Below are 26,930 nucleotides of genomic sequence, written 5' to 3' on the forward strand. Positions count from 1 at the left end.
ACTCTGCGTGAGTAAGGTTGTAGGTGCTCCGGCGTCAGCGGGGATGACTGAAAGGTTGGGGCCAGAGTGCTGGACTCCGTGTCGTGGGAGAGGCGAGCGGCCCGCTCCCGCCTGTGCTGTACGAGGCAGTATCGGAGGCGATCGGCTCTCTTTGTCCTCTCAGTCGTCGTCCTTGCGGCTGATGCGGCGGGTTCTCAGCAGACCGATGCGCTCGGTGCGGTAGCCGACAGCCGTCAGTGCTTTGACACCGCGTTCCTCAAGGTTGCGCCACTTCTCGCCGCTGGCTTCGACGGCCTCGCGCACGGTCTTCCGCATCCCCTTGGGGACGGACTCCATCAGCTGTGGCAGGTACTGGAGGGCGAATTCGGCGGATCCCTGATTGGCCTCCAACATGGGCAGGAGGATCGCCTGGATCAGGTCGCGGCGGGCAGCTGGATTCGTGACATTCGCGGTCTCCCACAATTCGAGCACGGAGCGGCGGTCGGGATTCCTGGACGCACGGGGGTACCGCTCGGTCAGCAGCTCGGCCGTAAGGGCGTCCGGGAGCGACGGCCATCCAGCTGAGACCAGCGTCTGTGCCGGTAGACGTGTGCCCGGGCCTCCCAGCAGATCTCTCCAGAAGCTGGCCTGGTCCTGAGTGGGCAGAGCAGCCAGCCGGGATGCCACTGCCTGAAGGAGGGCGGCGTCGGTCTGCATCGGTGAGGACTGTCGCATGCCTGCCGAGACGGTCTTGAACAGCTCTGGTGCCGAAGGCTGTTCGAGCGCGATCCACGTGGCCAGTGTTTCGCCGGAGTCGGCGGGACAGCGGCGGGTGTGATTGGCCATGTCAGCCGCTGTCGGCAACGGCTGAAGACCGTCTCTGTCGACACCGCCGGTCATCAGCAGATGGCGAGTGCGGACCCGCAGACGAGTGTGCTCATCCCCAGGCAGCCAGCCCCCTTCGTCGAGGGCGATTGCCAGAGCGCGGGCCTCCTCGGAGTCCAACGGGGCGGAACCGGGAGAACCCAGGTCGCGCAGGCAGTCGTTAACGAGGGACTCGATGTAGGTCATGATCGCGCTGCCGTCCGCAACCAGAAGGTCATCCCCGTTGGTGAGGAGTTCGGTGACAGCTGCGGTCTGGTGGCGGAGGAAGGAGGCGCGCTCCAGTAGTCCGCTGTTCTCCAGGGGCCGCAGCACGTCGAGCAACCGGAGCTGCTCCGTGGCTTCCTCGTCGGTCGTGGGACGGGACAGCGAGGGTAGGACGAATGGCGTGATGTGCGCATGGCGGCCTGGGGGCTGGTCGTCGAAGAGCCGCATAAAGCTGTCCGCGGCTCGGCCGATCTCCTCGGGCTTCGGGGCGTCGTGGAGGTTGCTGGTCAGCCTCCACAGCTCCTTCAACGGGGCGTCGAACCCGGTGGTCATTCCGGCGATGGGTGATCGCGGATCCAGCAGACCCAGCCATGCCGGCCAGGAGCTGATCGTGCGCCGCTGAACGCTTGAGAGTACGGCCCGAGCCAAAGCAGTGTCCCGCACGAGGGGGATGACGTCGGCGTGCCGTTCGACGATGTTCAGGCCCAGTCTGCTGTTCAGCGCCAGCAGCAGTCCCACGACGGCGTGCGCCGCGTCAGGGCTATCCTCGCACCAGTGCCCCAGAAGCTCCTCCAGCCTCCGCAACGCCTGGGCGGGAGACTTCGGTTCCGGAGACTGAGCCGATGAGACAGCTGTCGGCTGCTCCTGCGCTCTCTCCCATTCTTCGTGCTTCTCGATCAGTGTCCGAAGTTCCTTGACGGCGTGGGGCCCGACCTGCTCCATGAGGATCGCCGCTTGAGAAGAGGAAAGCTCGACAAGCATGTCGGCCAGGTCCTCTTCCTCGCCCAGCAGATGGTGCGACACCAACTGTTGAACGAGAGCAAGGTCTGCTGCCAGCGCTGGCTCGACGTGGCGCATCACCATGGCGGCTGTGGCGGAACTGTCCCGGACGGCAGAGTGCCGTAGGACGATCGTGCGCATTGCGACCGCTGCCGGTCGATCACTCGCCAGTGCTAGCCGCCAGCACCCGGGCAGTATCTCGTCCGGAAGTGCGTGGGGGGAGTTCGTCAGGACCGGGGCAAGTGTCTCGACCGCGGTGTCCGCCGTGCCGTCCAGGGAGACGGCTTCGTCACAGCAGACGGCCAGGACGGCGTGGGCGACGTTCTCCTCCTCCAGACCGATCGCGTTTCGCGCCTGCTGGAGGAGCAGAGCCAGTGCGGCCGATCGGTCCTCGGCCGGAAGGCTGCTGATGGAGGCGAGCACCGCGTCGATCTCGGCGTTCTGGGCCTGCTGCTCAAGCGTCTCGGCCACCGTGGCGGACAACCTGAACACGCTGCCGCTGGTCTCCATGAAGATCAGGTCGCGGCCAGGGCCTGGCACGTTCCGTGTCTTCCGGAGATAGGCCACGAGTTGCTGGCCGTGGTGCTTTCGGACGTCGACCGCCTTCTTGTCCCTGCCTTCGTCGTTCGCGCGCTCGTCAAGGTCTTCGGAGACGCTGAGATGCTGGTCGACGGCTCCGTCAAGGTTCGCGTAGCGGCGGGCAGCCTCCTTGACCTGCTCGCTCACGCCGAAACCCAGATCGGCCTCGGAATTGGCAACGAGCGCCAGCACGAAGGGTCCCAGCCGGTGGTCGAGCCGTAGATCCCTCGCAAACAGCGGGAACTCCACCCGAAGACAGACCAGTTTGGCAATCTCCTCGACCCGTTCGGCGGCGTCGATCTCCAACAGTCCGTCCGCGGCCCGCCGCTGAGCCAGACGGTATGTAAGGACGAAGGTGTTCAACAGAGCCTTGACCCGGCGGGGACTGCGCACATGCGAAGGCACGAGAACACTCACCACCAGATTGACGTCCACCGCCGCCCACACACCACCCCGCCCGCGCACCAGATCAGCGGCGAAGTTGGTCACCTTCGGCACCAGCAACGGAGGAAGACTGAGCTGGTACTGGAACACCTTGTCCAGGTAACCGCTTCCGCTGCTGTAGTACGGGTTGACGACGTCTGCGGGCGTGGCCTGTTCCAGAGCACGTGTGAGCGCTTCTTCCAGAACCTGTTGGTCGGCGGCGACGACGAAGACGCAGCGATCGGCTCCCAGGAACGTGCGCAAGGCGTCCAACGTCGCCACGACATCGGAGGGCTTGCAACGGTCCAGCTCATCGACGAACACGACGAGCCGCTCTACTTGGGAGCATGCGACGAGGTCGGCGAAGAGTTGTTCGAACTGCTCATCGCTATCGGCCGCTTCTGTCGTGTGCTCGCGCGTGAGCGTCCGCGAGACCAGGACCATCAGGGCCGTCAGCAGGGCGGCCGGCGCAAGGCCCGCCTTTAGCGCTCCAGTCAACATGTCGGCGAACGTCGGCCGGAAATCCCCTCCGCGCAGCCAGGCGAAGAGCGCCATGGCAACGGCGAAGAAGGCGACAACAGCGCCGAACAGGCAGCCGAACATCGCCAGGAGGCGCCACACGGCGCCCGACTCGAACTGAACCTTTACGGCGACCCGACCGCCGTAGAGCTCATCGTGGAACTTCGCGTCCTTGATCCCTAGAGCGGTGGCGACCGCGATGATGAAGTTCCTCCGCAATGGGTTCTCCGCGTACTTGAAGGCGTCGAACCGCACGAAGCGTACGTCCCGCCGCTTTTCAAGCAGTGCCTTCAGCAGGTTGCCCACCCCCGACTTACCGCTGCCCCACGGCCCCCATACAGCGATGTTGGTCGGTGTGGGAACGGAGAGCACCACGTCGTACAACTGCTCGGCGATGTGACCGTGAGCCAGCCGATCACCATGAACGTTGTCGACCTCGCGGTCCTGGATCAGGTCGTCCGGCTCCATATGGCTGTTGTCCCTTTGTGCCACTGCCGCCCCGTTCTCGAGCTCTGTGCCCACGTTTCTGAAGTGCACGGTCTGCACCGGTACTTCACCGGGGCAACACAATAAACGGCACTACTGACAACAGATCCCCTCAACATCCGCGATCGGCTGGCAGGCGAGAGTCAACTGTGGGCGTTCCTGTATCAGCGTCCGGGTGTTTCGGTCATGCCCTGCTGACCGCTGCGCCTTTGGCCTCATACCTCGCGCGAACTGCGACGCCGCCGACTCGGCACCTGGACCGGCTACCACGCGAGCATTCGCAGAAGTGCCGTCGTGCTCGCCGATTTCATTCTGGAGGCGATCCAAGCCGCGACTGAGCAACTGACCGTGGTCGGGGACCAGACGATCACGATGCGCTGCTGCCTCACCGTCGAATCTGATGTAGCCCCCGTTGACCAGGTGCACAGGAAACGATCATGAAGAGCGTGGGAAATGGCCTTTTGCGCTGCCTCGAACCCCCTGGTCACGTAGATTTCGTCGGCGACCCTGGCGGTCATGTCCCTTGTTGTGGTGTAAGGGATCAATCGGTCGGCTTGTTCGTGGTGCGGGGTAGCGCGGGGGCGCGGTCGAGGAGCTCGGGGTAGAGCTCACTCATGCTGCCTTGGGGCATGTAGCGGCGCGGGAAGGCGATCCATTCGTCATGCTTTTCGAAGAGCGCGGCACTGGTCAGCCGCTCCAGGGCAGGCGGGTTGGGGAATACCTGAACGATGTCGGCGCGGCGCTTGATCTCGCGGTTGATGCGCTCCAGCGGGTTCGTGGACTGGATCTTCTTCCAGTGGCGGGGTGGGAGGTCCGCGAACGCGGTCAGGTCCTCCTTCGCCTCCAGGAGCATCGTCCTGACCTTGGGGAACTGGCCGCCGAGCATGTCGGCGACGGTGTCGAGCTGAGTGCGCACGAGTTCGGCGATGGGCTGGGTGAATACGGTGCGGATGGTGGCGGCGACCAGGCCGGAGTGGTTGTCAGAGATCACCGGGCGGACGCCCGTGAGGCCTCGCTTGCGCAGGGAGCGCAGGAACTCCTTCCAGAACGTTTCGGTCTCGTTGTCGCCGACCATGAGGCCGAGGACTTCCCGTCCGCAGTCCTCGGTGATCCCGGCGGCAATGACGACGGCCTGAGAAACGATCTGGTGGTTCACCCGCACTTTGTAGTACGTGGCGTTCAGGTGGAGGTAGAGGAAGCGGGCGTGATCCAGCGGGCGGCTCCTGAAGGCGGTCAGTGCCTCGTCCAGGGCGGCGCAGATCCGCGGGACCTCGCTCTTGGTGATCCCGCTGTCCCCGTCCAGGGCCTTGGCCAGGTCATCCATGCTGCGGGTGGACACGCTGTGCACGTACGCCTCCATGATGACGGCGTAGAGGGTCTGGTCGATACGGCGCCGACGCTCCAGCAGGCTGGGGAAGAAGGTCCCGGTCCGCAGCTTGGGGATCTCCAGGCCCAGGTCGCCGGCCTGTGTGGTCAGCGTTCTTGTCCCGGTGGCCGGTACGGGACTCGGTCCGCTCGTTCCATTCCGTCTGGCCCACGTGCCCACAACGGCGCCGCCGGCCGACACGGAGGGGCGTTCTCCGTTACTGATCGCAACGCAGTGTTTCTCCGTTACTGATCGCAACGCAGTGTTACGGGATCGTGATTAAGATTCGCCAACTAGCGCGCTCGTGTGCCAACTAGAAGTCTCGGTTACAACAGACTCTCAGGTGCCCCTCGCGCCCCTCGTTGCATAAAACTGTTGCACTACGTATAGTCATGCCATCGACGAGGAGGGTTCGATGGCAGTGCGAGCAGCGGTAGCGGGAGCCAGTGGCTACGCGGGGGGTGAGGTGCTGCGCCTGCTGGCGGGGCATCCGGAGGTCGAGGTCGGGGCCCTGACGGGGAACTCCAACGCGGGCCAGCGCCTCGGCGCGCTCCAGCCGCACCTCACGCCTTACGCCGACCGCGTGCTGGAGCCGACCACCACGCAGGCCCTCGCCGGGCACGACGTCGTCTTCCTCGCGCTGCCGCACGGGCAGTCGGCGGCCGTCGCCGAGGAGCTGGGCGACGGGGTGCTCGTCGTGGACTGCGGCGCGGACTTCCGGCTCACGGACGCGGCCGACTGGGAGAAGTTCTACGGCAGCCCGCACGCCGGGGCCTGGCCGTACGGCCTCCCCGAGCTGCCCGGGGCCCGCGCCGCGCTCCAGGGGTCCAAGCGGGTCGCGGTCCCCGGCTGCTATCCCACCGCCGTCTCGCTCGCGCTCTTCCCCGCCTACGGGGCCGGGCTCGCCGAGCCCGAGGCCGTGGTGGTCGCGGCGACGGGCACGTCGGGCGCCGGCAAGTCGCTCAAGCCGCATCTGCTGGGCAGCGAGGTCATGGGCTCGATGAGCCCGTACGGCGTCGGCGGCGTGCACCGGCACACCCCGGAGATGAGCCAGAACCTCTCCGCCGCGGCCGGGGAGCGGGTCAGCGTCTCCTTCACCCCGACCCTCGCGCCCATGTCCCGCGGCATCCTCGCCACGTGCAGCGCCAAGGCCAGGCCCGGCGTGACGGGGGAGAGCCTGCGGGCCGCGTACGAGAAGGCGTACCAGGACGAGCCCTTCGTCACCCTGCTCCCCGAGGGCCAGTGGCCGGCGACGGCCTCGGTGCAGGGCTCCAACAGCGTTCACCTCCAGGTCGCGTACGACGAGGACGCGGGACGCCTCATCGTCATCAGCGCCGTCGACAACCTCACCAAGGGCACGGCGGGCGGCGCGGTGCAGAGCATGAACCTCGCCCTCGGCCTCCCCGAGGGCCTGGGCCTCCCCACGGTCGGGGTCGCCCCGTGAACACCGGCACCCCCGTGCACAGCGGCGCCCCCATGTCCGGAGGCACCCCCGTGTCCGACGGCACCCGTACGACGAGCGGCCTTGTACCGCCGCACCCCGCGGCCGGAGCAGTCGCGGCCGGAGCAGCGAACGGAGAAGCACAGTGAGCGTGACAGCGGCGAAGGGATTCACGGCGGCGGGCATCGCGGCCGGGATCAAGGACAGCGGCGGGGCGGACCTCGCCCTCGTCGTCAACAACGGGCCGCGCCGTGCCGCAGCGGGCGTCTTCACCAGCAACCGCGTCAAGGCGGCGCCGGTCCTGTGGTCGGAGCAGGTGCTCAAGGGCGGCCAGGTCTCCGCCGTGGTCCTCAACTCGGGCGGCGCCAACGCCTGCACCGGAGCCCCCGGCTTCCAGGACACCCACGCCACCGCCGAGAAGGCCGCCGAGGCGCTGGGGCACAGCGCGGGCGAGGTCGCCGTCGCCTCCACGGGGCTGATCGGCACCCGGCTGCCCATGGACAAGCTGCTGCCCGGCGTGGACAAGGCCGTCGCCGCGCTCTCCGCGCACGGCGGCGAGAAGGCGGCCATCGCCATCAAGACCACCGACACCGTGCACAAGACCGCCGTGGCCGAGGGCGCGGGATGGACCGTCGGCGGCATGGCCAAGGGCGCGGGCATGCTGGCGCCGGGGCTGGCCACCATGCTCGTCGTGCTGACCACGGATGCCGAGCTGGACCAGCCGGAGCTGGACCGGGCGCTGCGCGCCGCCACCCGTACGACCTTCGACCGGATCGACTCGGACGGCTGCATGTCCACCAACGACACGGTGCTGCTGCTGTCCTCCGGGGCTTCCGGGGTCACCCCTGAGTACGCGGAGTTCGCCGAGGCCGTCCGCACGGTCTGCGACGACCTCGGCCAGCAGCTCATCCGCGACGCGGAGGGCGCCTCCAAGGACATCCGCGTCGAGGTCGTGGGCGCGGCCAGCGAGGAGGACGCCGTGGAGGCGGGGCGCTCCATCGCCCGCAACAACCTCCTCAAGTGCGCCCTGCACGGAGAGGACCCGAACTGGGGGCGGGTCCTCTCCGCGATCGGCACGACGTCGGCCGCCTTCGAGCCCGACAAGCTGAACGTCGCCATCAACGGCGTCTGGGTCTGCAAGGACGGCTCCGTCGGCGAGGACCGCGAGCTGGTGGACATGCGCTTCCGCGAGGTCCGCATCACCGCAGACCTGGCCGCCGGGTCCGAGTCCGCCGTCATCTGGACGAACGACCTCACCGCCGACTACGTCCACGAGAACAGCGCGTACAGCTCATGAGCACACGCAAACACACCGCCCTCCCCAAGGCCCGCACCCTCATCGAGGCGTTGCCCTGGCTGACGCGGCACAACGGCAAGACCGTCGTCATCAAGTTCGGCGGCAACGCCATGGTCGACGAGGACCTCAAGTCCGCCTTCGCGCAGGACGTGGTCTTCCTGCGGCACGCCGGGCTGCGCCCGGTCGTCGTGCACGGCGGCGGCCCGCAGATCAGCGCGCAACTGGAGAAGCTGGGCCTGGAGTCGGAGTTCAAGGCCGGGCTGCGGGTGACCACCACCGAGACGATGGACGTCGTACGGATGGTCCTGGCCGGGCAGGTCCAGCGCGAGCTGGTCAACCTGCTCAACCAGCACGGCCCCCTCGCCGTCGGCATGACCGGCGAGGACGCGCACATCATGGCGGCCACCCAGCACTACGCGGACATCGACGGCGAGCGGGTGGACATCGGCCGGGTCGGCGAGATCGCCTCCATCGAGACCGGCGCCATACAGGCGCTGCTCGACGACGGACGCATCCCCGTCGTCTCCTCCATCGCGCGCAGCGCCGACGAGGGGGACACGGGCGTCTACAACGTCAACGCCGACACGGCCGCCGCCGCGCTCGCCGCGGGCCTGGGCGCCGAGACGCTGATGGTCCTCACCGACGTCGAGGGCCTGTACGCGGACTGGCCCAGCAGCGACGACGTGATCAGCGAGCTGACGGCCACCGAGCTGGAGAAGCTGCTGCCTGGCCTGGCCAGCGGCATGGTGCCCAAGATGGAGGGCTGCCTGTACGCGGTGCGCAACGGCGTACGGACGGCACGCGTCCTCGACGGGCGCGTCCCGCACTCCATCCTGCTGGAGATCTTCACCGACGAGGGGATCGGCACGATGGTCGTGCCGGACAAGACCGACGAGGCAGTGCCCGGCAAAACCGGGCCCGACAAGGCCGGGCCGGGCGAGGCCGACACGAACGAGGGGGACGAGGCGGCATGAACACGACCACCGGAACCGGCGCCAACGCGGCGCTCACGCGCCGCTGGCAGTCCACACTGATGGACAACTACGGCACCCCCCGCGTCCCCCTCACCCACGGCGAGGGCGCCACCTTCTGGGACGCGCAGGGCAAGTCCTACACCGACTTCGTCGGCGGCATCGCCGTGAACGCGCTGGGCACCGCGCACCCCGCGGTGGTCCGCGCCGTCTCGGACCAGGTCGCCACCCTCGGCCATGTCTCCAACCTCTTCATCGCCGAGCCCCCGGTCCTCCTCGCCGAACGGCTGCTGGAGCTGGCCGGGCGGCAGGGCCGGGTCTTCTTCTCCAACTCGGGTGCGGAGGCGGTCGAGGCCGCCTTCAAGATCGGCCGCCGCACGGGCCGTACCCACATGGTCGCGACCGACGGCGGCTTCCACGGCCGCACCATGGGCGCCCTGGCACTGACGGGTCAGCCCGGCAAGCAGGCACCCTTCGCGCCGCTGCCCGGCGAGGTCACCCACGTCCCCTACGGCGACGTCGAGGCACTGCGCGCCGCGGTCACCGAGGAGACCGCGCTGTTCATCGTCGAGCCGGTCCAGGGTGAGAACGGCGTCGTCGTCCCGCCGGAGGGCTATCTCGCGGCTGCCCGCGAGATCACCCGGGCGACGGGCACGCTGCTCGTCGTCGACGAGATCCAGACCGGCATCGGCCGCACGGGCCACTGGTTCGCCTGCCAGGCGCAGGGCGTCGAGCCCGATGTCGTCACCCTGGCCAAGGGCCTGGGCGGCGGGCTGCCCATCGGCGCCACCCTCGCCTTCGGCGAGGCGGCCGAGCTGTTCACCCCCGGCCAGCACGGCACGACCTTCGGCGGCAACCCCGTCTCCTGCGCGGCCGGGCTGGCCGTGCTGGAGACGATCGCGGACGAGGATCTGCTGGCACACGTCAAGCGCATGGGCGCCCGGCTCCGCGAAGCGGTCACGGCGCTCGGACACCCGCTCGTGGACCATGTCCGCGGTGCGGGGCTGCTGCTGGGTATCGTGCTCACCGAACCCGTCGCACCAAGGGTGCAGCAGGTGGCTCAGGACGAGGGCTTCCTGGTGAACGCGGTCGCGCCCGGCGTCGTCCGGCTCGCGCCCCCGCTGATCATCGGCGAGGACGAGGTGGACGCGCTCGTGCGCGCCCTGCCGGGCATCCTCGACGCGGCCGCCGACGGAGACCGACAAGCCGAAGGGGAACGGGGATGACGAGCGGGGAGAGCGGCCGAGGACCCGAGCCGGACGCGAACACGGACACCGATCCGGAGGCGGGGAACGGACACCAGGCGGGCCAGGCCGTGCCGCAGACGCGCATGGCACGGCACCGCCGGATAGTCGACATCCTCAACCGCCAGCCCGTCCGCTCCCAGAGCCAGCTCGCCAAGCTCCTCGCCGACGACGGTCTGACCGTCACCCAGGCCACGCTCTCGCGCGACCTGGACGAGCTGGGCGCCGTCAAGATCCGCAATACGGGCGGCGAGCTGATCTACGCGGTGCCCAGCGAGGGCGGCTTCCGCACCCCGCAGGCGCCGCTCGGCGAGTCGGCGAAGGAGGAGCGGATGCGCCGCCTCTCCGGCGAGCTGCTCATCTCGGCCGAGGCGTCTGCCAACCTCGTCGTCCTGCGCACCCCGCCGGGCGCGGCACAGTTCCTGGCCTCGGCCATCGACCAGGCCGAGCTGCACGCGATCCTCGGCACGATCGCGGGCGACGACACGCTGCTGCTGATCAGCCGCGACCCGGACGGCGGCCGGTCCCTGGCCGAGCACCTGCTGAGCCTGGCGCAGAACGAGCGGTAGCGGCCGGTGACGGCGCGCCCTCGCGCCGTGTGGCGTCGCGCGACGTACGGTCACGCGCGCCCGTGTGCGGTCTCGCGCCGTACGTCGCTGTGCTGCGTCGTGTGACGTGCGGTCTCGTGCCGTGCCGTCGTCGACGCTGGTCAGCGGCCCGCTACCGGCGGCCGGTGCCCGGCGGCCGAGAGGACGCCGGGCACCACCGCCCCCCCCGGCTCATGGCCCGGTCAGCGCTTGCGCGAGAACCACGCCGCGGCCAGCGCGCCCGAGATGTTGTGCCAGACCGAGAAGACGGCGGCGGGGAGCGCGGCCAGCGGGCTGAAGTGGGCCGTGGCGAGCGACGCGGCGAGCCCGGAGTTCTGCATGCCGACCTCGAAGGCCATCGCGCGGCTGGCCGGTTCGCCCAGGCGGCTGATCCGTCCCGCGCCGTAGCCCAGCGCGAGCCCCAGCCCGTTGTGCAGCACCACGGCCAGGAACACCATCCCGGCGGCCGACTTGATGGCGTCCGCGCTGCCCGCGACCACCACGGTGACGATCACCGAGATGGTCAGCGCTGACAGCCACGGCAGCACGGGCAGCGCCTTGGTCACATACCGGCCGGCGAGCAGCCGCACGACCAGCCCCGCGAGTACCGGCAGCAGCACGGTCTTGAGGATGTCGGTGACCATCGAGCCCGCGTCGACGGGCAGGAACTCGCCCGCGAGCAGCAGCGTCAGCGGCGGGGTGATGAGCGGGGCCAGCACGGTGGAGACGGTCGCGACGGAGACGGAGAGCGCCACGTCGCCTCGGGCGAGGTACGTCACGACGTTGGACGCGGTGCCGCTCGGCGCGCAGCCCACCAGGATGACGCCCGCGGCGAGCTGCGGCGACAGATTCAGCCCCGTGGCGACGAGCCACCCCAGTCCCGGCATGATCACGTAGTGCGCGACGAGGCCGAGCCCGACCGCCCACGGGCGCTTGGCCACGCCCTTGAAGTCCTCCGGCGTCATGGTCACGCCCATGCAGAACATGACCACGCCCAGCAGATACGGGACGGCCTCGGCCCCGCCGGAGAAGGTGCCCGGGCTGATCATCCCGGCGGCTCCGGCGAGGAGAACCAGCAGGGGGAAGACGGTGACGGCGCGCCGCGCCGAGCGGGCGTCGCCGGAGGTGTCCGGGGTACCTGGGGTGTTGGAGTCTTGGCTCGTTTGTTCGGTTCGCACCGCGCGATGGAACGCCTGATGAGGGCCTTTGTGCAAACTCGTCTCGCGATGCGGCCCTCGGCGGGGCCTCCCGGGCCGCCCGCCCCGCTGTCCCGCGAGCCCCCTGTTGACCTACGGCTCGTCCTACGGCTCGTCCTACGGTTCGTCCTACGGCGTGGGCGGCAGCGGGAGCGGCAGCCCCGGCAGCCCGTCCATGCTCGTGGCGATGTGCTCCTTCTTCTGGAAGTACGCGTCCAGCGTCTCGTCCGTCTCCCGCGCGAAGCGCGAGCCGTGCAGCGTCCTGTCCTCGTCGTACGTCATGAACGGCACCGCGAAGCCGCACGTGTCCCGGATCAGCTCGGCGCTCACCACGATGACCGCGCGCAGCCCGTGCCGTGACGGGTCGATGCCGGGGAAGTGCGCGAGCAGGTCCGTGAACCGGGGGTCGTCGCGGAAGACGGGCTCACCGCGCCCGTGCACGCGCAGGATGTTGGGCGGCCCCTGGAAGGCGCACCACATCAGCGTGATGCGGCCGTTCTCGCGCAGGTGCGCGATGGTCTCCGCGTTGCTGCCCGCGAAGTCGAGGTACGCGACGGTGTGCTCGTCCAGCACCGCGAGGGAACCAGTGAGGCCCTTGGGGGAGAGGTTGACGGTTCCGTCGCCGTCCAGCGGGGCCGTGGCGGTGAAGAAGACGGGCTGCTCGTCGATGAAGGACCGCAGCCGGTGGTCTATTCGCGTGTAGGTCTTTCCCATGACGCGAGTATGCGCCGGGCGCCTCCCGTCCATGCCCGAGCCGCTTCGGGGGTGCGGGTTCCGCGCGTGCCCTGCACGCTGGGGGCATGAGCGAGAAGAGCCCGCGGGTGCGGGTCAGGCGCGTGTACGAGGAGCCCGGCGCTGACGACGGCGTCAGGGTGCTGGTGGACCGGCTGTGGCCGCGCGGCCTGGCGAAGGCGGAAGCGGAACTGGACGCCTGGGACAAGGACGTCGCGCCGTCCACCGAGCTGCGCGAGTGGTACGGGCACGACCCGGACCGCTTCGAGGAGTTCGCCGAGCGCTACCGCGCTGAGCTGTCCGGGCCCGCGGGGCAGGAGGCACTCGGGCGGCTGCGGGAGCGCGCGGGCCGGGGCCCGCTGACCCTGCTGACGGCGACGAAGGACCTCGCGCACGGGCACGCGGGCGTGCTCGCCGAGCAGCTCGGCGAGGCGGACTGAGCGGTCTAAAGGAGTCGGCCCAGCCGGGCCCGGCCGCGCCACCGGGCGTGCCCGGTGGCGCTTCACCTCGTGTGTCACCTCGTGTGTCACCTCGCGCGTCTCCTCACATCTCGCGTTCGCCGTGCCGGAACGGCTTGGAGGGCTCGCGCGCGCTGTCGGGGGAGACGGGGGAGCCGCCCCTGCCGGGCTCGGGGCGGTCGGGCCTGGCGCCCTCCGCGTCGCCCGGGGTCGGCTCGGCGCCCCGGTCCAGCTCGCGCAGCCGGGCCGCGAGCACCTCGGTCACCTGGGGCCGGCCCGCGTGCCCCCGCTCGTGTTCCAGCAGCCGGTTCACGTCCTCCCGGGACAGCGGCCTGACGCGGTGCTCGATGCTCGCGGCGGGCAGCTCGTCGTAGTCGGGCAGCGGCAGGTCCTGTCCAGTCATGCCTGTGACCTCCTGTGGCGTGGGAGACGGCGTGAGAAACCTCTGTTGCGGCCTCCCTGTCCAGTGTGATCACCCTCTCCCCGCGCGCCAGCCGGGGAGCGCGTTGACGAAACATGCAGGGGAATGCATACTTATGCCCTGTCGCGTTCAGCGCCCTGACGCCCCTTCCAGCACGCACCCGCAAGGAGCACCCGATGACCCAGGACCCGCAGACCTCCGGCGGCGGCGACGACGTACGGCTGTGGGGCGGGCGGTTCGCCGACGGTCCTTCCGAGGCGCTGGCCAAGCTCTCGGCCTCCGTCCACTTCGACTGGCGGCTCGCCCCGTACGACATCGCGGGCTCCCGCGCGCACGCGCGCGTGCTGCACAAGGCCGGGCTGCTCACCGCCGACGAGCTGGAGCGGATGCTGGCCGGTCTCGACCAGCTCGAACAGGACGTGGCCGACGGCTCCTTCACCGGCACCATCGCCGACGAGGACGTGCACACGGCCCTGGAGCGCGGCCTGCTGGAGCGGCTCGGCCCTGACCTCGGCGGCAAGCTGCGCGCGGGCCGGTCGCGCAACGACCAGGTCGCGACCCTCTTCCGCATGTACCTTCGGGACCACGCCCGGTTGATCGGCGGGCTGCTCACGGAGCTCCAGGAGGCGCTGGTCGGGCTGGCCGAGGCGCACCCCGACGTCGCGATGCCGGGGCGCACCCACCTCCAGCACGCGCAGCCGGTGCTGTTCGCGCACCATGTGCTCGCGCACGCGCAGGCGCTGGGCCGGGACGCCGAGCGGCTGCGGCAGTGGGACACGCGCACCGCGGTCTCGCCGTACGGCTCTGGCGCGCTCGCCGGTTCCTCGCTCGGGCTCGACCCGGAGGCCGTCGCCGCCGACCTCGGCTTCGAGTACGGTTCCGCGGCCAACTCCATCGATGGGACGGCCTCGCGGGACTTCGTCGCCGAGTTCGCCTTCGTCACGGCGATGATCGGGGTCGACCTCTCGAAGATCGCCGAGGAGATCATCCTCTGGAACACGAAGGAGTTCTCCTTCGTCACCCTCCACGACGCGTTCTCCACCGGTTCGTCGATCATGCCGCAGAAGAAGAACCCGGACATCGCGGAGCTGGCCCGCGGCAAGTCCGGGCGGCTGATCGGCAACCTCACGGGGCTGCTGGCCACGCTCAAGGCGCTGCCGCTCGCGTACAACCGCGACCTCCAGGAGGACAAGGAGCCCGTCTTCGACTCCTGCGACCAGTTGGAGATCCTGCTGCCCGCCTTCACGGGGATGATGGCGACGCTGACGGTCAACCGCGAGCGGATGGCCGAACTCGCGCCCGCCGGCTTCTCGCTGGCCACGGACGTGGCCGAGTGGCTGGTGAAGCAGGGCGTGCCGTTCCGGGTGGCGCACGAGGTCGCGGGCGAGTGTGTGAAGGTCTGCGAGCGCGAGGGGATCGAGCTGGACCAGCTCACCGACGCGCAGTTCGCCGAGATCTCCCCGCATCTGACGCCCGAGGTCCGCACGGTCCTCGATGTCCCCGGCGCGCTGGCCTCCCGGGACGGGCGCGGCGGCACGGCGCCCTCGGCGGTCGCCGTACAGCTCGCGGAGATCAAGTCGGACCTGGCGCACCAGCGGGAGTGGGCGGCACTGCCGCTCGTGCGGCGCCGCGCCTGACGGCGCGGGCGCGCGGCGGTTGACGGGGCGGCGCGGCATGGTGGGCGGTGTCCGGGGCAGGTGATCATGCGCACGATCACACCTTGGAGACACCAGAAATGAAAAAGGCATCATTCGTCGTAGCCGCCCTCGTGCTCGGAGCCATCGGCGTCACCGGGTCCTCGGTCACCTCGGCCGTCGCCGACAAGCGCCCCGAGCCCGTCGTCCAGGACGCGTTCGACCCGCTCGGCTCGCCGATGCACGAGATACGCCGCGACGGCCGCACCGTCCACTTCAGCGACACCGGCGAACAGGACGCCAAGCCCGTACTGTTCATGGGCGGCACCGGGACCACGGCGCGTGCCTCCGGGATGACGGACTTCCTGCGCACCACCCGCGAGAATCTCAAGCTGAGACTCATCTCCGTCGAGCGCAACGGCTTCGGGGACACCGAGTACGACGGGTCGCTCGGCTTCGCCGACTACACCCGCGACGTGGCGGCCGTGCTCGACGAACTCGGCGTCGAGAAGGCCCCCGTGATCGCCATCTCCGGCGGCGGCCCCTACGCCGCGCACTTCGCGGCAGAGCGCCCCGAGCGGGTCTCCGCGCTCCATCTCGCCGCCGCCTCGCCGCCCTACGGGCCCACCTCGTCCTTCTGCGGCCTCGGCGAGGACGAGCAGCGCGCGCAGGTCGCCGAGCAGATCCGCGACCCGCGCGAGTGGTGGGCCTTCGGCAAGGACAGCCCCGTCGCGGACATCCCCGGCTTCACCGACAACGCCGAGGAGGACGGCGCCCGCTCGTACTACCTGCGGGGCCAGAAGGGCGACCCCTCGGCGCAGGTCCACGAGCAGCGGCTCTACTGCCGGCGCCCTGGCCCCGACCTCTCGGGGTTCGCGGGGCCCGCGTACGTCTACACCGGCATGCAGGACACCACCGTGCCGCCCTCCGCACAGAAGCTGTGGAGCGAGAAGCTGCCGGGCGAGCCGACCGTCCGCCGCTACGAGGACTCCGGGCACGACGTGCAATACCGGCACTGGGACCAGATCCTGCTGGACCTCGCCGGGTACGCGGACCGCACGGCCGTCTGCGTGGGCGGGAAGACCAGGGTGCCCAGCGCGGAGACGGCTGAGCGGCTGATCGAGAAGGGCGCCGGAGTGGGGAGCTGCGCCTGGCGTGGGTGAGTGAACGAGGCCGCCCCGGTCATCCTCGGGGCGCCCTCGGGCCTGGGCCACCCCTCGATGAGACGTAACTGTCTCATGCGAGGTAGCGTGGTCTCATGAGTCAGGATCGTGAACGAGTGCTGGGCAAGGCCGCCGAGCTGCTCACCCGGAAGCCCACCGCGTCGACGGACGAGATCGCCAGGGCGGCGGGCATCAGCCGTGCCACCCTCCATCGTCTGTTCGCGAGCCGGGACACGCTCGTCAGGGCGCTGGAGGAGCTGGGCATCAGGCGGCTGACGGCCGTACTGGACGCCGCCAGGATCGAGGAGGGGGACCCGGAGGAGGCCGTGCGGCGGCTGGTCGCAGAGGCCGAGCCCGTCGCCGGGTTCCTCGCCTTCCTGGTCACCGAGAACCAGCTCTTCGAGCCCGGTGAGCTGAACGAGGGGTGGGTCCGCGTCGACGAGCGCGTGGGCGCCCTGTTCCGGCGCGGCCAGGAACAGGGCGTCTTCCGGATCGACCTGACCACGGCCTGGCTGACGGAGGCGCTCTACGCGCTGGTCACCGCCTCGGCCTGGGCCGTGCAGGACGGCCGCGTCGCGGCCCGCGACTCCAGCCGGATGGCCACCGAACTCCTGCTGGGCGGCGTCCGGCGGGAGCGGGAGCAGGGGCAGGGGCAGGGTCAGGGCCAGGAGCGGGCGCGATGAGCAGCAGGACCCTGGACCCCGCGCAGTCCGCGCCAAGAGCCGCGCGCTCCCGGTGGCTGGCGCTCGCCGTGCTCGTGCTGGCGGTGCTGCTCGTCGGCGTCGACGCGACCGTACTGGGGCTCGCGACCCCGTTCCTGAGCGAGGACCTGCGACCCTCCAGCACCCAGTTGCTGTGGATCGGCGACGTCTACTCGTTCGTCATCGCCGGACTGCTGGTCTCCATGGGCAGCCTCGGCGACCGCATCGGACGCAAGAAGCTGCTGCTCGTGGGCTCGGTCGTCTTCGGCGCCGTCTCCGCGCTGACGGCGTACGCGCACAGCCCCGAGGCCATGATCGTCTGGCGGGCGCTGCTCGGCGTCGCCGGTGCCACCCTGATGCCCTCCACGCTGGCGCTGATCCGCAACATCTTCCCCGACCCCAGGGAGCGCAGCCTCGCCGTCGGCATCTGGGGCGCCATGGCCTCGGCGGGCGCGGCCGTGGGGCCCGTGGTCGGCGGGTTCCTGCTGGAGCACTTCTGGTGGGGCAGCGTCTTCCTCATCAACCTGCCGGTGATGGCCGTGCTCGTGGTCGTCGGCGTCAAGCTGCTGCCCGAGTCGAAGAACCCCGCGCCGGGCCCCTGGGACCTGGTGAGCGTGTGCCTGTCCATGATCGGCATCGTCGCGGTCGTCTACGCCGTCAAGGAGGCGGCGGCCTACGGCATCCGCTGGGACATCGGCGTCGCCGCCGCCGTCGGACTGCTGGCCCTCACCGCCTTCGTGCGGCGGCAGTTGCGGCTGCCCTCGCCCCTGCTCGACGTGCGGCTCTTCCAGCACAAGGGCTTCACCGGCGCGGTGATAGCGGACCTGCTGACCATCCTCGGGCTGTCCGGACTGGTCTTCTTCCTCTCCCAGTTCCTCCAGATGGTGCAGATGCGCACCCCGCTCCAGGCGGGCCTGGCCGAACTGCCCGCCGCGGTGGGCGCGGTGAGTGCGGGCCTCTTCGCGGGGTACGTGGCCCGCCGCACCTCGGTACGGGGCGCGGTCTCCGGCGGGCTCGCCGCCGTGGGCGTCGCGCTGGGCGCGTGCGTGGGGCTCCAGGCCGCGACGGGGTACTGGCTGCTGGGCAGCGTGCTGCTCGTCGTGGGGATCGGCGCGGGGCTCGCCTTCACGGTGACCGCCGACGTCATCCTCTCCAGCGTCCCCAAGGAACAGGCGGGCGCGGCCTCCGCCGTGTCCGAGACGGCGTACGAGCTGGGCGCGGCCCTCGGCATCGCCCTGCTCGGTTCCGTGGTGACGGGCTTCTACCGCGGCTTCCTCGTGCCCGACGGAGTCGCGGCAGGCGCGGCGGACGAGGCGCACGCGTCGCTGGGCGGCGCGGTGCGGACGGCGGCGACGCTGCCGGGCGACATGGGCGAACGGCTGCTGGCGGCGGCCCAGGAGTCGTTCACGGACGGGCTCAGGGCGGCGGCCGGTGTCGGCTCGGTCATCCTGCTCGCCGCCTCGGTGCTCGCCTGGCGCCTGCTGCGGGGCCAGAAGCTGGAGGAAGGCTGAGGGAGCGCCGGTGTCCCGCCCGGGTGCGCGGGCGGGACACACATCGGGGCCCGGACCGAGCCCGGTCGGACCCGGGTTACGCGGCCTTCGCCTTCGTGGCGTACATGTCCACGTACTCCTGGCCCGAGAGACGCATGACGTCGCTCATGACCTCGTCCGTGACCGCGCGCAGCACATAGCGGTCGCGGTCCATGCCCTCGTAGCGCGAGAAGTCCAGCGGCTCACCGAAGCGCACCGCGACCCGCTGCCCGCGCCGGACCCGGGGGATGCCCTTGCCGCCGGGCTGGACCGCGTCCGTGCCGATCATCGCGAACGGGACGACGGGGGCTCCGGTCATCAGGGCGAGGCGCGCGATGCCCGTACGGCCGCGGTAGAGACGGCCGTCGGGGGAGCGGGTGCCCTCCGGGTAGATGCCGAAGACCCTGCCCTCCTCCAGGACGCGACGGCCGGTCATCAGCGCGGCGACACCGCCGCGCCCGCCGTCCCTGTCGACGGGGATCATGCCGACACCGGTGAAGAACCAGGCCATGAGGCGGCCCTTGAGGCTCTTCCCTGTGACGTACTCGTCCTTGCCGATGAAGAAGACCTGACGGTCCGTGACCACGGGGAGGATCATCGAGTCGATGAACGTGAGGTGGTTCCCGGCCAGGATCACGGGGCCGGAACCCGGGATGCGGTCCGCTCCCTCGACCTGCGGGCGGAACAGCACGCGCAGGAGCGGGCCGAGCAGTGCCTTGATCAGCAGGAAACGGGACAACGGGTCCTCCGGTCGGTGATGGATGTGCGCACGCCTGCGCAGGTGAGGACGATACTCGCCGCTACTGGTGAGTCGCACACCGGGTTCATTGCACCGATACGCAGAATTGACGTGGGTTACGCCCGTCTTGCGGCGGATGCGTCGGCACCCTCCGTACGTGTTTCCCCTGTGTTCCGGATGATGTCTCCCCTCCGTCGCCCGTGCGGATCTACGATCGGCGCGTCTTTCGCCGGGGCGCCCGACGCACCCCGGTACCAGCCAGCCGAGGAGGGGCCCATGGCACAGGAGCAGCAGCCAGGTCGGAGAATCGTGCTCGGAGCGGCGGTGCTGTCCGCGGCGGGCGCGGCGGCGCTGGGCCCCGCCACGGCCGCGCGGGCCGAGGAAGCGCGTGGGAGGGGACGGGAACTCCCGGTGCCCCTCGTCGTCGCGCACCGCGGTACCAGCGGCTACCGCCCCGAGCACACACTGGGCTCGTACCAGCTCGCGCTGGACATGGGCGCGGACGTCATCGAGCAGGATCTCGTACCGACGAAGGACGGCCATCTCGTCTGCCGGCACGAGAACGACATCACCGCGACGACGGATGTCGCGGACCACGCGGAGTTCGCCGGGCGCAAGACGACGAAGACCGTCGACGGCGTCGAGCTGACGGGCTGGTTCACCGAGGACTTCACGCTGGCCGAGCTGCGCACGCTGCGGGCGAAGGAACGTATCCCCAAGCAGCGCCAGCACAACACCCTCTACGACGGGCGCTGGCAGGTGCCCAGCTTCGAGGACGTGCTCAAGTGGGCCGAGCGCGAGGGCCGCAGGCGTGGCCGTCCGGTCTGGCTGCACATCGAGACCAAACATCCCACCTACTTCCGGAAGCTCGGCCTCGGCCTGGAGAAGCCGTTGGCCCGCCTGCTGCGCCAGTACGGACGGCACAAGGCGCACTCGCCGAACTTCGTGCAGTCCTTTGAACCCAGCAGCATCGAGAAGCTCGGCGAGCTGGTGGACTGCCCCGGCGTCGTACTGCTCTCGACGGCGGGTTCGCGCCCGTGGGACTTCGTCGAGGCGGGCGACCCGCGCACCGTCAAGGACCTGATCACGCCCGAGGGCCTGAAGTGGATCTCCCGCTTCGCCGCCGGAATCGGCCCCACGCTGGACCTCGTCATCCCCAGGAAGGCCGACGGCAGCCTCGGCGAGCCCTCCACACTGGTGCGCGACGCGCACGCCGCGGGCCTGGTGCTGCACCCGTACACGATGCGGAACGAGAACAGCTTCCTGCCCGCGAACTTCCGCAGGGGCACCGACCCCAACGCCTACGGGGACGCCTTCGGCGCCTTCAGGGCGTATCTGGAGACCGGCATCGACGGCATCTTCTCCGACAACCCGGACACGGCGCTGCTCGCGGCGGCCGAGTTCCGCGAGAAGGGCTGAGCGAGGCACTGAGCGAGGCACTGAGCGAGGGAGCCGGTACGGGGCGGCGTCACCCGCCCGTGTGGTCGCGGCGCGCCCCGGCAACCGCCGGGGCGCGTGCGGCGTCGCGCGGCACATGAGTGAGCATCTTTCCCCAGGGGCCTTACCGCCCGAGCCGCCCGAGCCGTCCGGGTCACCCGGGCCGCGCGAACCGGCCGCGCTCCCGCCTCCGTTGCTCGCGCTGCTCGCCGCCGAGTGCGCGGCCGAGGCGGCGGGCGGCGGCGTCGAGCCCGAAGACCTTCAGCAGGGCGTGTGGCTGCGCTGGCTGGAGGGGACGCACGGCGGCTCTCCGTCGCCGCGCGGCGCGGCCGACTGGCTGCGCGCCGCCGTACGCGAGGAGGCCCGCACGGCACGCGCACGCCGCGCGGCCGAGGTGCCGCTCGGCGACGGGGAGCACGCGTCGTACCGCGCCCGCGCCCCGTGGGGCAGGACGGCACTGGTCGTCGCCGACGACGGGGTGGACGACGCGGCCTCTGGCCCCGAGGCGCCGCTCCTCGCGGCCGAGCGCCGCCACACACTCCGGGCCGCCATCGGACGGCTCCCGGGGCCCTGCCCCGCGCTCTTCACCGCTCTGCTGTCGCGAAGGGACCCCACATACCCCGAAATCGCCCGCGAGTTGGGAATGTCACAGGGGAGCCTTGGACCGGTACGTTCCCGTTGTCTGGGTTGCCTGCGCAGAATGCTCACGGCGGAGGTTGCGGCACATGAACCGCGGGGAATGGTGCGATAAGCAACCGGCGTCATCAGGGCAGACGGTCCGTGCACGGCAACCCTCACCTCACCGTGTCCGGACGCACACGACATGGGAGGCATGCGCGCATGGGCATGAGCGTGACCATCTCAGCGGCGGGCGAGCAGGACGCCGAGCAGATCCTCAAACTCCAGTACCTCTGTTTCCAGAGCGAGGCGGAGGCGTACGGGGACTACGCCATCGAACCCCTCACCCAGACCCTCGACGAACTGCGGGCCGAGCTGGAATCGGGCTGCGTCATGGTGGCGCGGCTGGGCACGGAGGTCGTCGGCTCGGTCCGGGCCACCGTGGACGCGGACGGCACGGCCCGCATCAGCAGGCTCTGCGTCCACCCCCGGCTCCAGCGGCACGGGCTCGGCGGGCGCCTGCTCGCCGCCATAGAGGCCAGGGCGGCGAGCGAGCGGGCCCCGAAGCGCTACCGCCTCGTCATCACGGCCCACCGCAGCGAGGGCAATCTGCGTCTCTACCGCAAGTACGGCTACACCGCCGTGGGCACCGAGCGGGACCGTCAGGTCACGCTCACGGAGATGACGAAGGAAGCGCCCAAGGAAGCGTTCGCCACCAGCGCGTGACCGCTGTCCTGTCCGCGCGGTCCGCCGCGCGTGCCGCGTTCCGCCCGGTCCCGGTTTCCGGGGCCGGGCGGCGGCGTCTCAGGGGGCCGGGACCCAGCGGCTCGGGCGTCAGACGGGCCGCACCGTACGCGCGCGCCGCAGCCACAGCAGCCCTGTCACCGGCAGGATCACCGGGATGAAGAGGTAGCCCATCCCGTAGTCCGACCACACGGTGGCGTCAGGGAAGGCCGACGGCTCGGCCAGCGTCCACGTCCCCACCGCCAGCACCCCGAGCAGCTCGACGCAGCAGCAGACCAGCGCGGCCTTACGCGCACGTTCGCCGCCCCGCACCAGGGAGACGGTGATGAACGCGTACACCAGCGCGGCCACGGCGGAGAGCACATAGGCGAGCGGCGCCTCGTGGAAGCGCGTCGAGAGCTGGACGATCGAGCGTGACGCCGCGCCGACGGTGAAGATCCCGTAGAGCGTGACCAGCAGCTTTCCCGGTCCGGTCCCGATGCCGCCGCGCTGTCCCGGCTCCGGCCCCGTCGTCGCGGGTGTGGTCGTCGCGTTCTCGTCGGCGTCACGCACCGGCTCCGCCTCCCCAGATGTCGTGCAGCCGTACCTGAAGCACCGCCAGCACCACGGCGCCCGCGACCACCGTCAGTGAGCCCCACTTCGTCCGTTCCGTCAGCGAGATCAGGCCCACCACCGGAACACAGGCCACGACGCCCACGAGGTACGAGACGAAGATCACGGCCCCGTCGGCGGGCTTCTCACCCCGCGCGAGCTGCACGATCCCCACGACGAGCTGCACCAGCGCCAGCAGTGAGACCACCGCCATGCCGATGAAGTGCCAGTCCTTGGTGGGCTGATCGCGGTACGCCGCCCAGCCGCACCAGGCGGCCAGCGCGAGCGCGGCCACGGCGAGCGTGACGGTGAGCGGGGTGAGCATGGAACCGAGTCTATGAGGGCGCCAGGACCCCGTGGCGCGCGGCCCCTGGAGGCGCGAAAACCCCGGAGCGTACCCGGAGCGTGTGGCTCCGGAACGCCACGTACGCTGGCACATCATGAAGATCTCCGCCGATGCCCTGCTGTTCGACAACGACGGCACGCTCATCTCCTCCCTGGACTCCGTGATCCGCTGCTGGACCCGGTGGGCCGGTGAGTACGGCATCGCGGCGGAGGACTTCGCGAAGGTCGAGCTGCACGGCCGCACCGCGTCCGAGATCATCGCCGACCTGCTGCCGCCCGAGCGGCACGCCGAGGCCAGGGCCCGCATCGAGCGGCTGGAGCTGGAGGACGTCGGCGAGGGCGGCGTCGTGCTGCTGCCCGGCACCGCCGAGCTGCTCGCCGCCCTGCCCGAGGGGAGCTGGGCCGTCGTCACCTCGGCCACCCGCGCGCTGGCCGAGGCGCGGCTGCGCCAGGTCGGCATCGAGCCGCCGCTGCTCATCGCCGCCGACGACATCACCCACGGCAAGCCCCACCCCGAGCCCTATCTGCTGGGCGCCGCGAAGCTCGGCGTCGACCCGGCACGCTGCGTGGTATTTGAAGACGCACCGGCCGGTCTCGAATCGGGCCGCGCGGGCGGCATGCGGACCGTGGCATTGGCCACAACCCACGAGCGCCACGAGCTGCGCGCCGATGTGGTCGTCGACGATCTGTCCGGCGTATCCGCGCAGGTCACCGCCGAGGGCGTGGAGCTGGAAGCCCACGGCTGAGCGGGTGCGGCCGAACCCCGGGTGCCGTCAGGGCGTGTCCAGCATGCGGACGCCGGGCCGGACAGACCTGGGGTCGGCGCACACGTGTCTGGTTTACTGATCCACATGGACACGACGAGCGACCGCACTCCCGCGACCGAGGCGTACCTGACGCCCGGTGCTCGCTGTCCGCGCATGCCCGAGCGCGGCGTGCGGCGAATGTGTGCCCTCTGAGGGCCCCTGTCTGAGCCGCCACCACCACGGGCTCGCGCCCCGAAGCGAGCCCTGAGCCCGCGCTCACTCACCCCGCAGTGCCCCGTGCGACGCCACGTGTGCCGGATACGTGCGCGCCCCCGCGCACGAAGCGGCCTGCTCGTGACGCCTTCCGCAAGGCATGCCCCCGTGCCCGGCGCCGCCACCGCGTGCGCCGTGCCTCCGACCAGTCCCGAAGCGACGGAAATCCTGTGATTACGACAACGGACCTCACCAAGGTCTATCGCACCCGAGACCGCGAGATCACCGCGCTCGACGGCGTGAATCTCCATGTCCGCGAGGGCGAGGTCTTCGGCGTCGTCGGCCAGAGCGGCGCCGGCAAGTCCTCCCTCATCCGCTGCGTGAACCTCCTGGAGCGCCCCACCTCCGGCACGGTCACCGTCGACGGCCAGGACCTCACGGCGCTCGCCGGAGGCGGCAACCGCGCGAGCACCGACCTGCGCCGCGCCCGCAGCCGCATCGGCATGGTCTTCCAGCACTTCAACCTGCTCTCCTCGCGCACCGTGCAGGGCAACGTCGAGCTGCCCCTGGAGATCCTCGGCCTCACCGGGCGCGAGCGCTCCCGCAAGGCGCTGGAGCTGCTGGACCTCGTCGGGCTCGCCGACAAGGCGCGCTCCTACCCGGCGCAGCTCTCCGGCGGCCAGAAGCAGCGCGTCGGCATCGCCCGCGCGCTCGCGGGCGAGCCGAAGGTGCTGCTCTCCGACGAGGCCACCTCGGCCCTCGACCCGGAGACCACCCGCTCCGTCCTCCAGCTGCTGCGCGACCTCAACCGCCAGCTCGGCCTGACCGTGCTGCTGATCACGCACGAGATGGACGTCGTCAAGGCCGTGTGCGACTCGGCCGCGCTGATGAAGTCGGGGCGGATCGTGGAGTCCGGCACCGTCGCCGAGCTGCTGTCCACGCAGGGCTCCGAGCTGGCACGCGAGCTGTTCCCCGTCGGCGGGCGGCCCTCGTCCGAGGGGCGGACCGTCGTGGACGTCACCTTCCACGGCGAGACGACGACCGAGCCGGTCATCTCGCAGTTGTCGCGCACCTACAACGTGGACATCTCCATCCTGGGCGCGGCCATGGACACCGTCGGCGGCAAGCAGGTCGGCCGGATGCGGATAGAGCTGCCCGGCAGCTTCGAGGACAACGTCGTGCCGATCGGCTACCTGCGCGAGCAGGGCCTGACCGTCGATGTCGCCGACGTCGCGGCGGCTACCGAGGACACCACGGAGGCCGTGGACACCGTCGACAAGGGCAGGGAAGGCGGGACGGACGGCGAGACCGCCCCCGCACCCGCCCCTGCCGCCGAGCAGCAGGCCGCGCGGGCCGAGGAGGTCGCCAAGTGAGCTGGTCCGAGATTCAGCCGCTGCTCGTCCAGGGCACCCTGGACACGCTCTACATGGTGGTCTTCTCCACCCTGATCGCCGTGCTCGTGGGCCTGCCCCTGGGCGTCCTGCTGGTACTGACCGACCGCGGCGGCCTGCTCGCCAACGCGGCCGTCAGCAAGGTGCTGGGTGCCATCGTCAACGTCGGCCGCTCGCTGCCGTTCATCATCCTCATGGTCGCGCTGATCCCGCTGACCCGGCTGATCGCCGGGACCGCCATCGGCCCGACGGCGGCCATCGTGCCGCTCGCCATCGGCGCCATCCCCTTCTTCGCGCGGCTCGTGGAGACCGCGGTGCGCGAGGTGGACGGCGGGCTCGTCGAGGCCGTGCAGGCCATGGGCGGCGGCACCCCCACCGTCGTCTTCAAGGCGCTGCTCCCGCAGTCCCTGCCCTCGCTCGTCGCGGGCGTCACCACCACCGTCATCGTGCTGATCAGCTACTCGGCCATGGCGGGCGCCATCGGCGGCGGCGGCCTCGGCAGCGTCGCGCTCTCCTACGGCTACCAGCGCTTCGAGACCAGCGTCATGCTCGCGACCGTGGCCCTGCTGATCGTGCTCGTCACCCTCGTGCAGCTCATCGGCGACGCCGTCGTACGCGGCCTGGCCCGGCACAGCCGCGCGAGCGGCACCCCCTCCGGGCGGCTCGCGCGTCTCGGGGGCCGCAGGACGGTCGCGCTGGGTGCCGCCGTCGTCATCCCCGTCGGCCTGCTCGGCTACGGGCTCACCGCCAAGGACGACGACCAGTCCCTGACGGTGGCCGCCTCGCCCTCGCCGCACGCGGAGATCCTGGAGTACGTCCAGAAGCACCTGGCGAAGAAGGAGGGCCTCGACCTCCAGGTGAAGGAGTTCACGGACTACGTGCTCCCCAACACCGCCACCGAGAGCGGCGAGGTCGACGCCAACTTCTTCCAGCACCAGCCCTACCTGGACGACTTCAACCAGAAGAAGGGGACCCACATCGTCCCCGTCGCCAACGTCGAGCTGGAGCCCCTGGGCCTCTACTCGAACACGGTCAAGGAGCTGAAGGGCATCAAGAGCGGCCAGACCGTCGCGCTGCCCAACGACTCCACGAACGAGGGCCGCGCCCTCCACCTCCTCGCCGAGCACGACCTCATCACCCTCAAGAAGGGCGTCGGGCAGGAGGCCACGCTGGGCGACATCGCGGACAAGAAGGGGCTCCAGTTCAAGGAGCTGGAGGCCGCCTCCGTGCCGCGCTCCCTCGACGACGTGGACGCCGCCGTCATCAACGGCAACTACGCGCTGGAGGCCGGGCTCAACCCCTCCAAGGACGCCCTGGTCGCGGAGGACTCCAAGGACAACCCCTTCAGCAACTTCCTCGCGGTGAAGGACGGGCAGCAGGACGACCCGCGCATCAAGAAGCTCGCCAAGCTGCTCCAGTCCGACGAGGTGCGCACCTTCATCGAGGACAAGTACAAGGGCGCCATCGTGCCCTACTTCGGCGAGGTGAAGTCCGCGCGGTGATCCGTGCGG

23 protein-coding genes and 2 pseudogenes are annotated in these 26,930 nt (G+C 70.5%); 17 read left to right on the plus strand and 8 right to left on the minus strand.

Going from position 1 to position 26,930, the window contains the following annotated elements; all coding sequences use genetic code 11:
* Positions 1-159: 159 nt before the first annotated feature.
* Both ACWGJ2_RS07765 and ACWGJ2_RS07770 read right to left on the minus strand, forming a co-directional pair.
* The gene (locus tag ACWGJ2_RS07765) at positions 160-3,891 is read right to left on the minus strand and encodes a KAP family P-loop NTPase fold protein (RefSeq protein ID WP_453345085.1); all 3,732 of its coding nucleotides are present in this window, start codon (positions 3,889-3,891) and stop codon (positions 160-162) included.
* A gap of 505 nt (positions 3,892-4,396) precedes the next feature.
* Positions 4,397-5,375: pseudogene (locus tag ACWGJ2_RS07770) on the minus strand (IS256 family transposase); the annotation flags it as partial.
* 261 nt (positions 5,376-5,636) lie between these two features.
* Between ACWGJ2_RS07770 and argC the strand changes: the two are divergent.
* From argC to ACWGJ2_RS07795, 5 genes are all read left to right on the plus strand, one after another.
* Entirely contained in the window at positions 5,637-6,665 is a 1,029-nt protein-coding gene (gene argC, locus ACWGJ2_RS07775) for an N-acetyl-gamma-glutamyl-phosphate reductase (RefSeq protein WP_453345086.1), read from the plus strand.
* A 142-nt stretch (positions 6,666-6,807) separates the two neighbouring features.
* On the plus strand, positions 6,808-7,959 hold the full coding sequence (gene argJ, locus ACWGJ2_RS07780; RefSeq protein WP_453345087.1) for a bifunctional glutamate N-acetyltransferase/amino-acid acetyltransferase ArgJ: 1,152 nt from the start codon (positions 6,808-6,810) through the stop codon (positions 7,957-7,959).
* The gene (gene argB / locus ACWGJ2_RS07785) at positions 7,956-8,933 is read left to right on the plus strand and encodes an acetylglutamate kinase (protein WP_453345088.1); all 978 of its coding nucleotides are present in this window, start codon (positions 7,956-7,958) and stop codon (positions 8,931-8,933) included. The genes argJ and argB overlap by 4 nt, the downstream gene beginning before the upstream one ends.
* Positions 8,930-10,156, plus strand: coding sequence for an acetylornithine transaminase (locus tag ACWGJ2_RS07790; RefSeq protein ID WP_453345089.1), 1,227 nt, complete (start codon positions 8,930-8,932; stop codon positions 10,154-10,156). Before argB ends, ACWGJ2_RS07790 begins: the two co-directional genes overlap by 4 nt.
* Positions 10,153-10,743 carry an arginine repressor gene (locus ACWGJ2_RS07795; RefSeq protein ID WP_453345090.1) on the plus strand — a complete coding sequence of 197 codons (591 nt, stop codon included), beginning with the start codon at positions 10,153-10,155 and terminating at the stop codon, positions 10,741-10,743. The genes ACWGJ2_RS07790 and ACWGJ2_RS07795 overlap by 4 nt, the downstream gene beginning before the upstream one ends.
* Before the next feature lie 221 nt (positions 10,744-10,964).
* On the opposite strand, the gene ACWGJ2_RS07800 is transcribed toward ACWGJ2_RS07795, so the two are convergent.
* Together ACWGJ2_RS07800 and ACWGJ2_RS07805 are read right to left on the minus strand one after the other, a co-directional pair.
* Positions 10,965-11,939: a bile acid:sodium symporter family protein gene (locus ACWGJ2_RS07800; protein ID WP_453345091.1), complete on the minus strand. Its 975-nt coding sequence runs from the start codon at positions 11,937-11,939 to the stop codon at positions 10,965-10,967.
* Between the two features lie 147 nt (positions 11,940-12,086).
* Complete coding sequence (locus ACWGJ2_RS07805; RefSeq protein ID WP_453345092.1) at positions 12,087-12,671, minus strand: pyridoxamine 5'-phosphate oxidase family protein; 585 nt, start codon at positions 12,669-12,671, stop codon at positions 12,087-12,089.
* Between the two features lie 86 nt (positions 12,672-12,757).
* On the opposite strand from ACWGJ2_RS07805, the gene ACWGJ2_RS07810 reads away from it, so the two are divergent.
* Entirely contained in the window at positions 12,758-13,129 is a 372-nt protein-coding gene (locus tag ACWGJ2_RS07810) for a DUF488 domain-containing protein (RefSeq protein ID WP_453345093.1), read from the plus strand.
* A gap of 103 nt (positions 13,130-13,232) precedes the next feature.
* Here the strand turns inward: ACWGJ2_RS07810 and ACWGJ2_RS07815 are convergent, their stop codons facing one another.
* Positions 13,233-13,550 carry a hypothetical protein gene (locus tag ACWGJ2_RS07815; RefSeq protein ID WP_453345094.1) on the minus strand — a complete coding sequence of 106 codons (318 nt, stop codon included), beginning with the start codon at positions 13,548-13,550 and terminating at the stop codon, positions 13,233-13,235.
* A gap of 194 nt (positions 13,551-13,744) precedes the next feature.
* Between ACWGJ2_RS07815 and argH the strand changes: the two genes are divergently transcribed.
* The 4 genes from argH (at position 13,745) to ACWGJ2_RS07835 (ending at position 18,577) form a co-directional block, all read left to right on the plus strand.
* On the plus strand, positions 13,745-15,205 hold the full coding sequence (argH, locus tag ACWGJ2_RS07820; protein WP_453345095.1) for an argininosuccinate lyase: 1,461 nt from the start codon (positions 13,745-13,747) through the stop codon (positions 15,203-15,205).
* A gap of 98 nt (positions 15,206-15,303) precedes the next feature.
* Positions 15,304-16,365 carry an alpha/beta fold hydrolase gene (locus ACWGJ2_RS07825; RefSeq protein WP_453345096.1) on the plus strand — a complete coding sequence of 354 codons (1,062 nt, stop codon included), beginning with the start codon at positions 15,304-15,306 and terminating at the stop codon, positions 16,363-16,365.
* A gap of 95 nt (positions 16,366-16,460) precedes the next feature.
* Positions 16,461-17,048 (plus strand): TetR/AcrR family transcriptional regulator, encoded by a 588-nt coding sequence (locus ACWGJ2_RS07830; RefSeq protein WP_453345097.1) that lies wholly within the window; start codon positions 16,461-16,463, stop codon positions 17,046-17,048.
* Positions 17,045-18,577, plus strand: a complete 1,533-nt coding sequence (locus ACWGJ2_RS07835; protein ID WP_453345098.1) for an MFS transporter — start codon at positions 17,045-17,047, stop codon at positions 18,575-18,577. Before ACWGJ2_RS07830 ends, ACWGJ2_RS07835 begins: the two co-directional genes overlap by 4 nt.
* Before the next feature lie 76 nt (positions 18,578-18,653).
* Here the strand turns inward: ACWGJ2_RS07835 and ACWGJ2_RS07840 are convergent, their stop codons facing one another.
* The gene (locus ACWGJ2_RS07840) at positions 18,654-19,334 is read right to left on the minus strand and encodes a lysophospholipid acyltransferase family protein (RefSeq protein WP_453345099.1); all 681 of its coding nucleotides are present in this window, start codon (positions 19,332-19,334) and stop codon (positions 18,654-18,656) included.
* A 276-nt stretch (positions 19,335-19,610) separates the two neighbouring features.
* Between ACWGJ2_RS07840 and ACWGJ2_RS07845 the strand changes: the two genes are divergently transcribed.
* The 3 genes from ACWGJ2_RS07845 to ACWGJ2_RS07855 all read left to right on the plus strand — a co-directional run bounded on the left by ACWGJ2_RS07845 (position 19,611) and on the right by ACWGJ2_RS07855 (position 22,115).
* Positions 19,611-20,753: a glycerophosphodiester phosphodiesterase gene (locus tag ACWGJ2_RS07845; protein ID WP_453345100.1), complete on the plus strand. Its 1,143-nt coding sequence runs from the start codon at positions 19,611-19,613 to the stop codon at positions 20,751-20,753.
* Positions 20,754-20,868: 115 nt separating this feature from the next.
* Positions 20,869-21,522 (plus strand): sigma-70 family RNA polymerase sigma factor, encoded by a 654-nt coding sequence (locus ACWGJ2_RS07850; protein ID WP_453345101.1) that lies wholly within the window; start codon positions 20,869-20,871, stop codon positions 21,520-21,522.
* Positions 21,523-21,611: 89 nt separating this feature from the next.
* Positions 21,612-22,115: a GNAT family N-acetyltransferase gene (locus ACWGJ2_RS07855; RefSeq protein WP_453345102.1), complete on the plus strand. Its 504-nt coding sequence runs from the start codon at positions 21,612-21,614 to the stop codon at positions 22,113-22,115.
* A 108-nt stretch (positions 22,116-22,223) separates the two neighbouring features.
* Here ACWGJ2_RS07855 and ACWGJ2_RS07860 read toward each other — a convergent pair whose 3' ends face one another.
* Both ACWGJ2_RS07860 and ACWGJ2_RS07865 read right to left on the minus strand, forming a co-directional pair.
* Positions 22,224-22,613, minus strand: coding sequence for a hypothetical protein (locus ACWGJ2_RS07860; protein WP_453345124.1), 390 nt, complete (start codon positions 22,611-22,613; stop codon positions 22,224-22,226).
* 64 nt (positions 22,614-22,677) lie between these two features.
* Positions 22,678-23,049: a hypothetical protein gene (locus ACWGJ2_RS07865; RefSeq protein ID WP_453345103.1), complete on the minus strand. Its 372-nt coding sequence runs from the start codon at positions 23,047-23,049 to the stop codon at positions 22,678-22,680.
* Positions 23,050-23,164: 115 nt separating this feature from the next.
* Between ACWGJ2_RS07865 and ACWGJ2_RS07870 the strand changes: the two genes are divergently transcribed.
* From ACWGJ2_RS07870 to ACWGJ2_RS07885, 4 genes and pseudogenes are all read left to right on the plus strand, one after another.
* On the plus strand, positions 23,165-23,815 hold the full coding sequence (locus tag ACWGJ2_RS07870) for an HAD family hydrolase (protein ID WP_453345104.1): 651 nt from the start codon (positions 23,165-23,167) through the stop codon (positions 23,813-23,815).
* A gap of 443 nt (positions 23,816-24,258) precedes the next feature.
* Positions 24,259-25,401, plus strand: a complete 1,143-nt coding sequence (locus ACWGJ2_RS07875; RefSeq protein ID WP_453345105.1) for a methionine ABC transporter ATP-binding protein — start codon at positions 24,259-24,261, stop codon at positions 25,399-25,401.
* Positions 25,398-26,063, plus strand: a pseudogene (locus ACWGJ2_RS07880) (methionine ABC transporter permease); the annotation flags it as partial. The gene ACWGJ2_RS07875 and the pseudogene ACWGJ2_RS07880, both read left to right, overlap by 4 nt.
* A gap of 69 nt (positions 26,064-26,132) precedes the next feature.
* A complete protein-coding gene (locus ACWGJ2_RS07885) occupies positions 26,133-26,921 on the plus strand; it encodes a MetQ/NlpA family ABC transporter substrate-binding protein (protein ID WP_453345125.1) in 789 nt (262 codons plus the stop codon).
* The last annotated feature ends 9 nt before the right edge of the window (positions 26,922-26,930 follow it).

This window comes from Streptomyces sp. NPDC054796, from assembly GCF_053611545.1.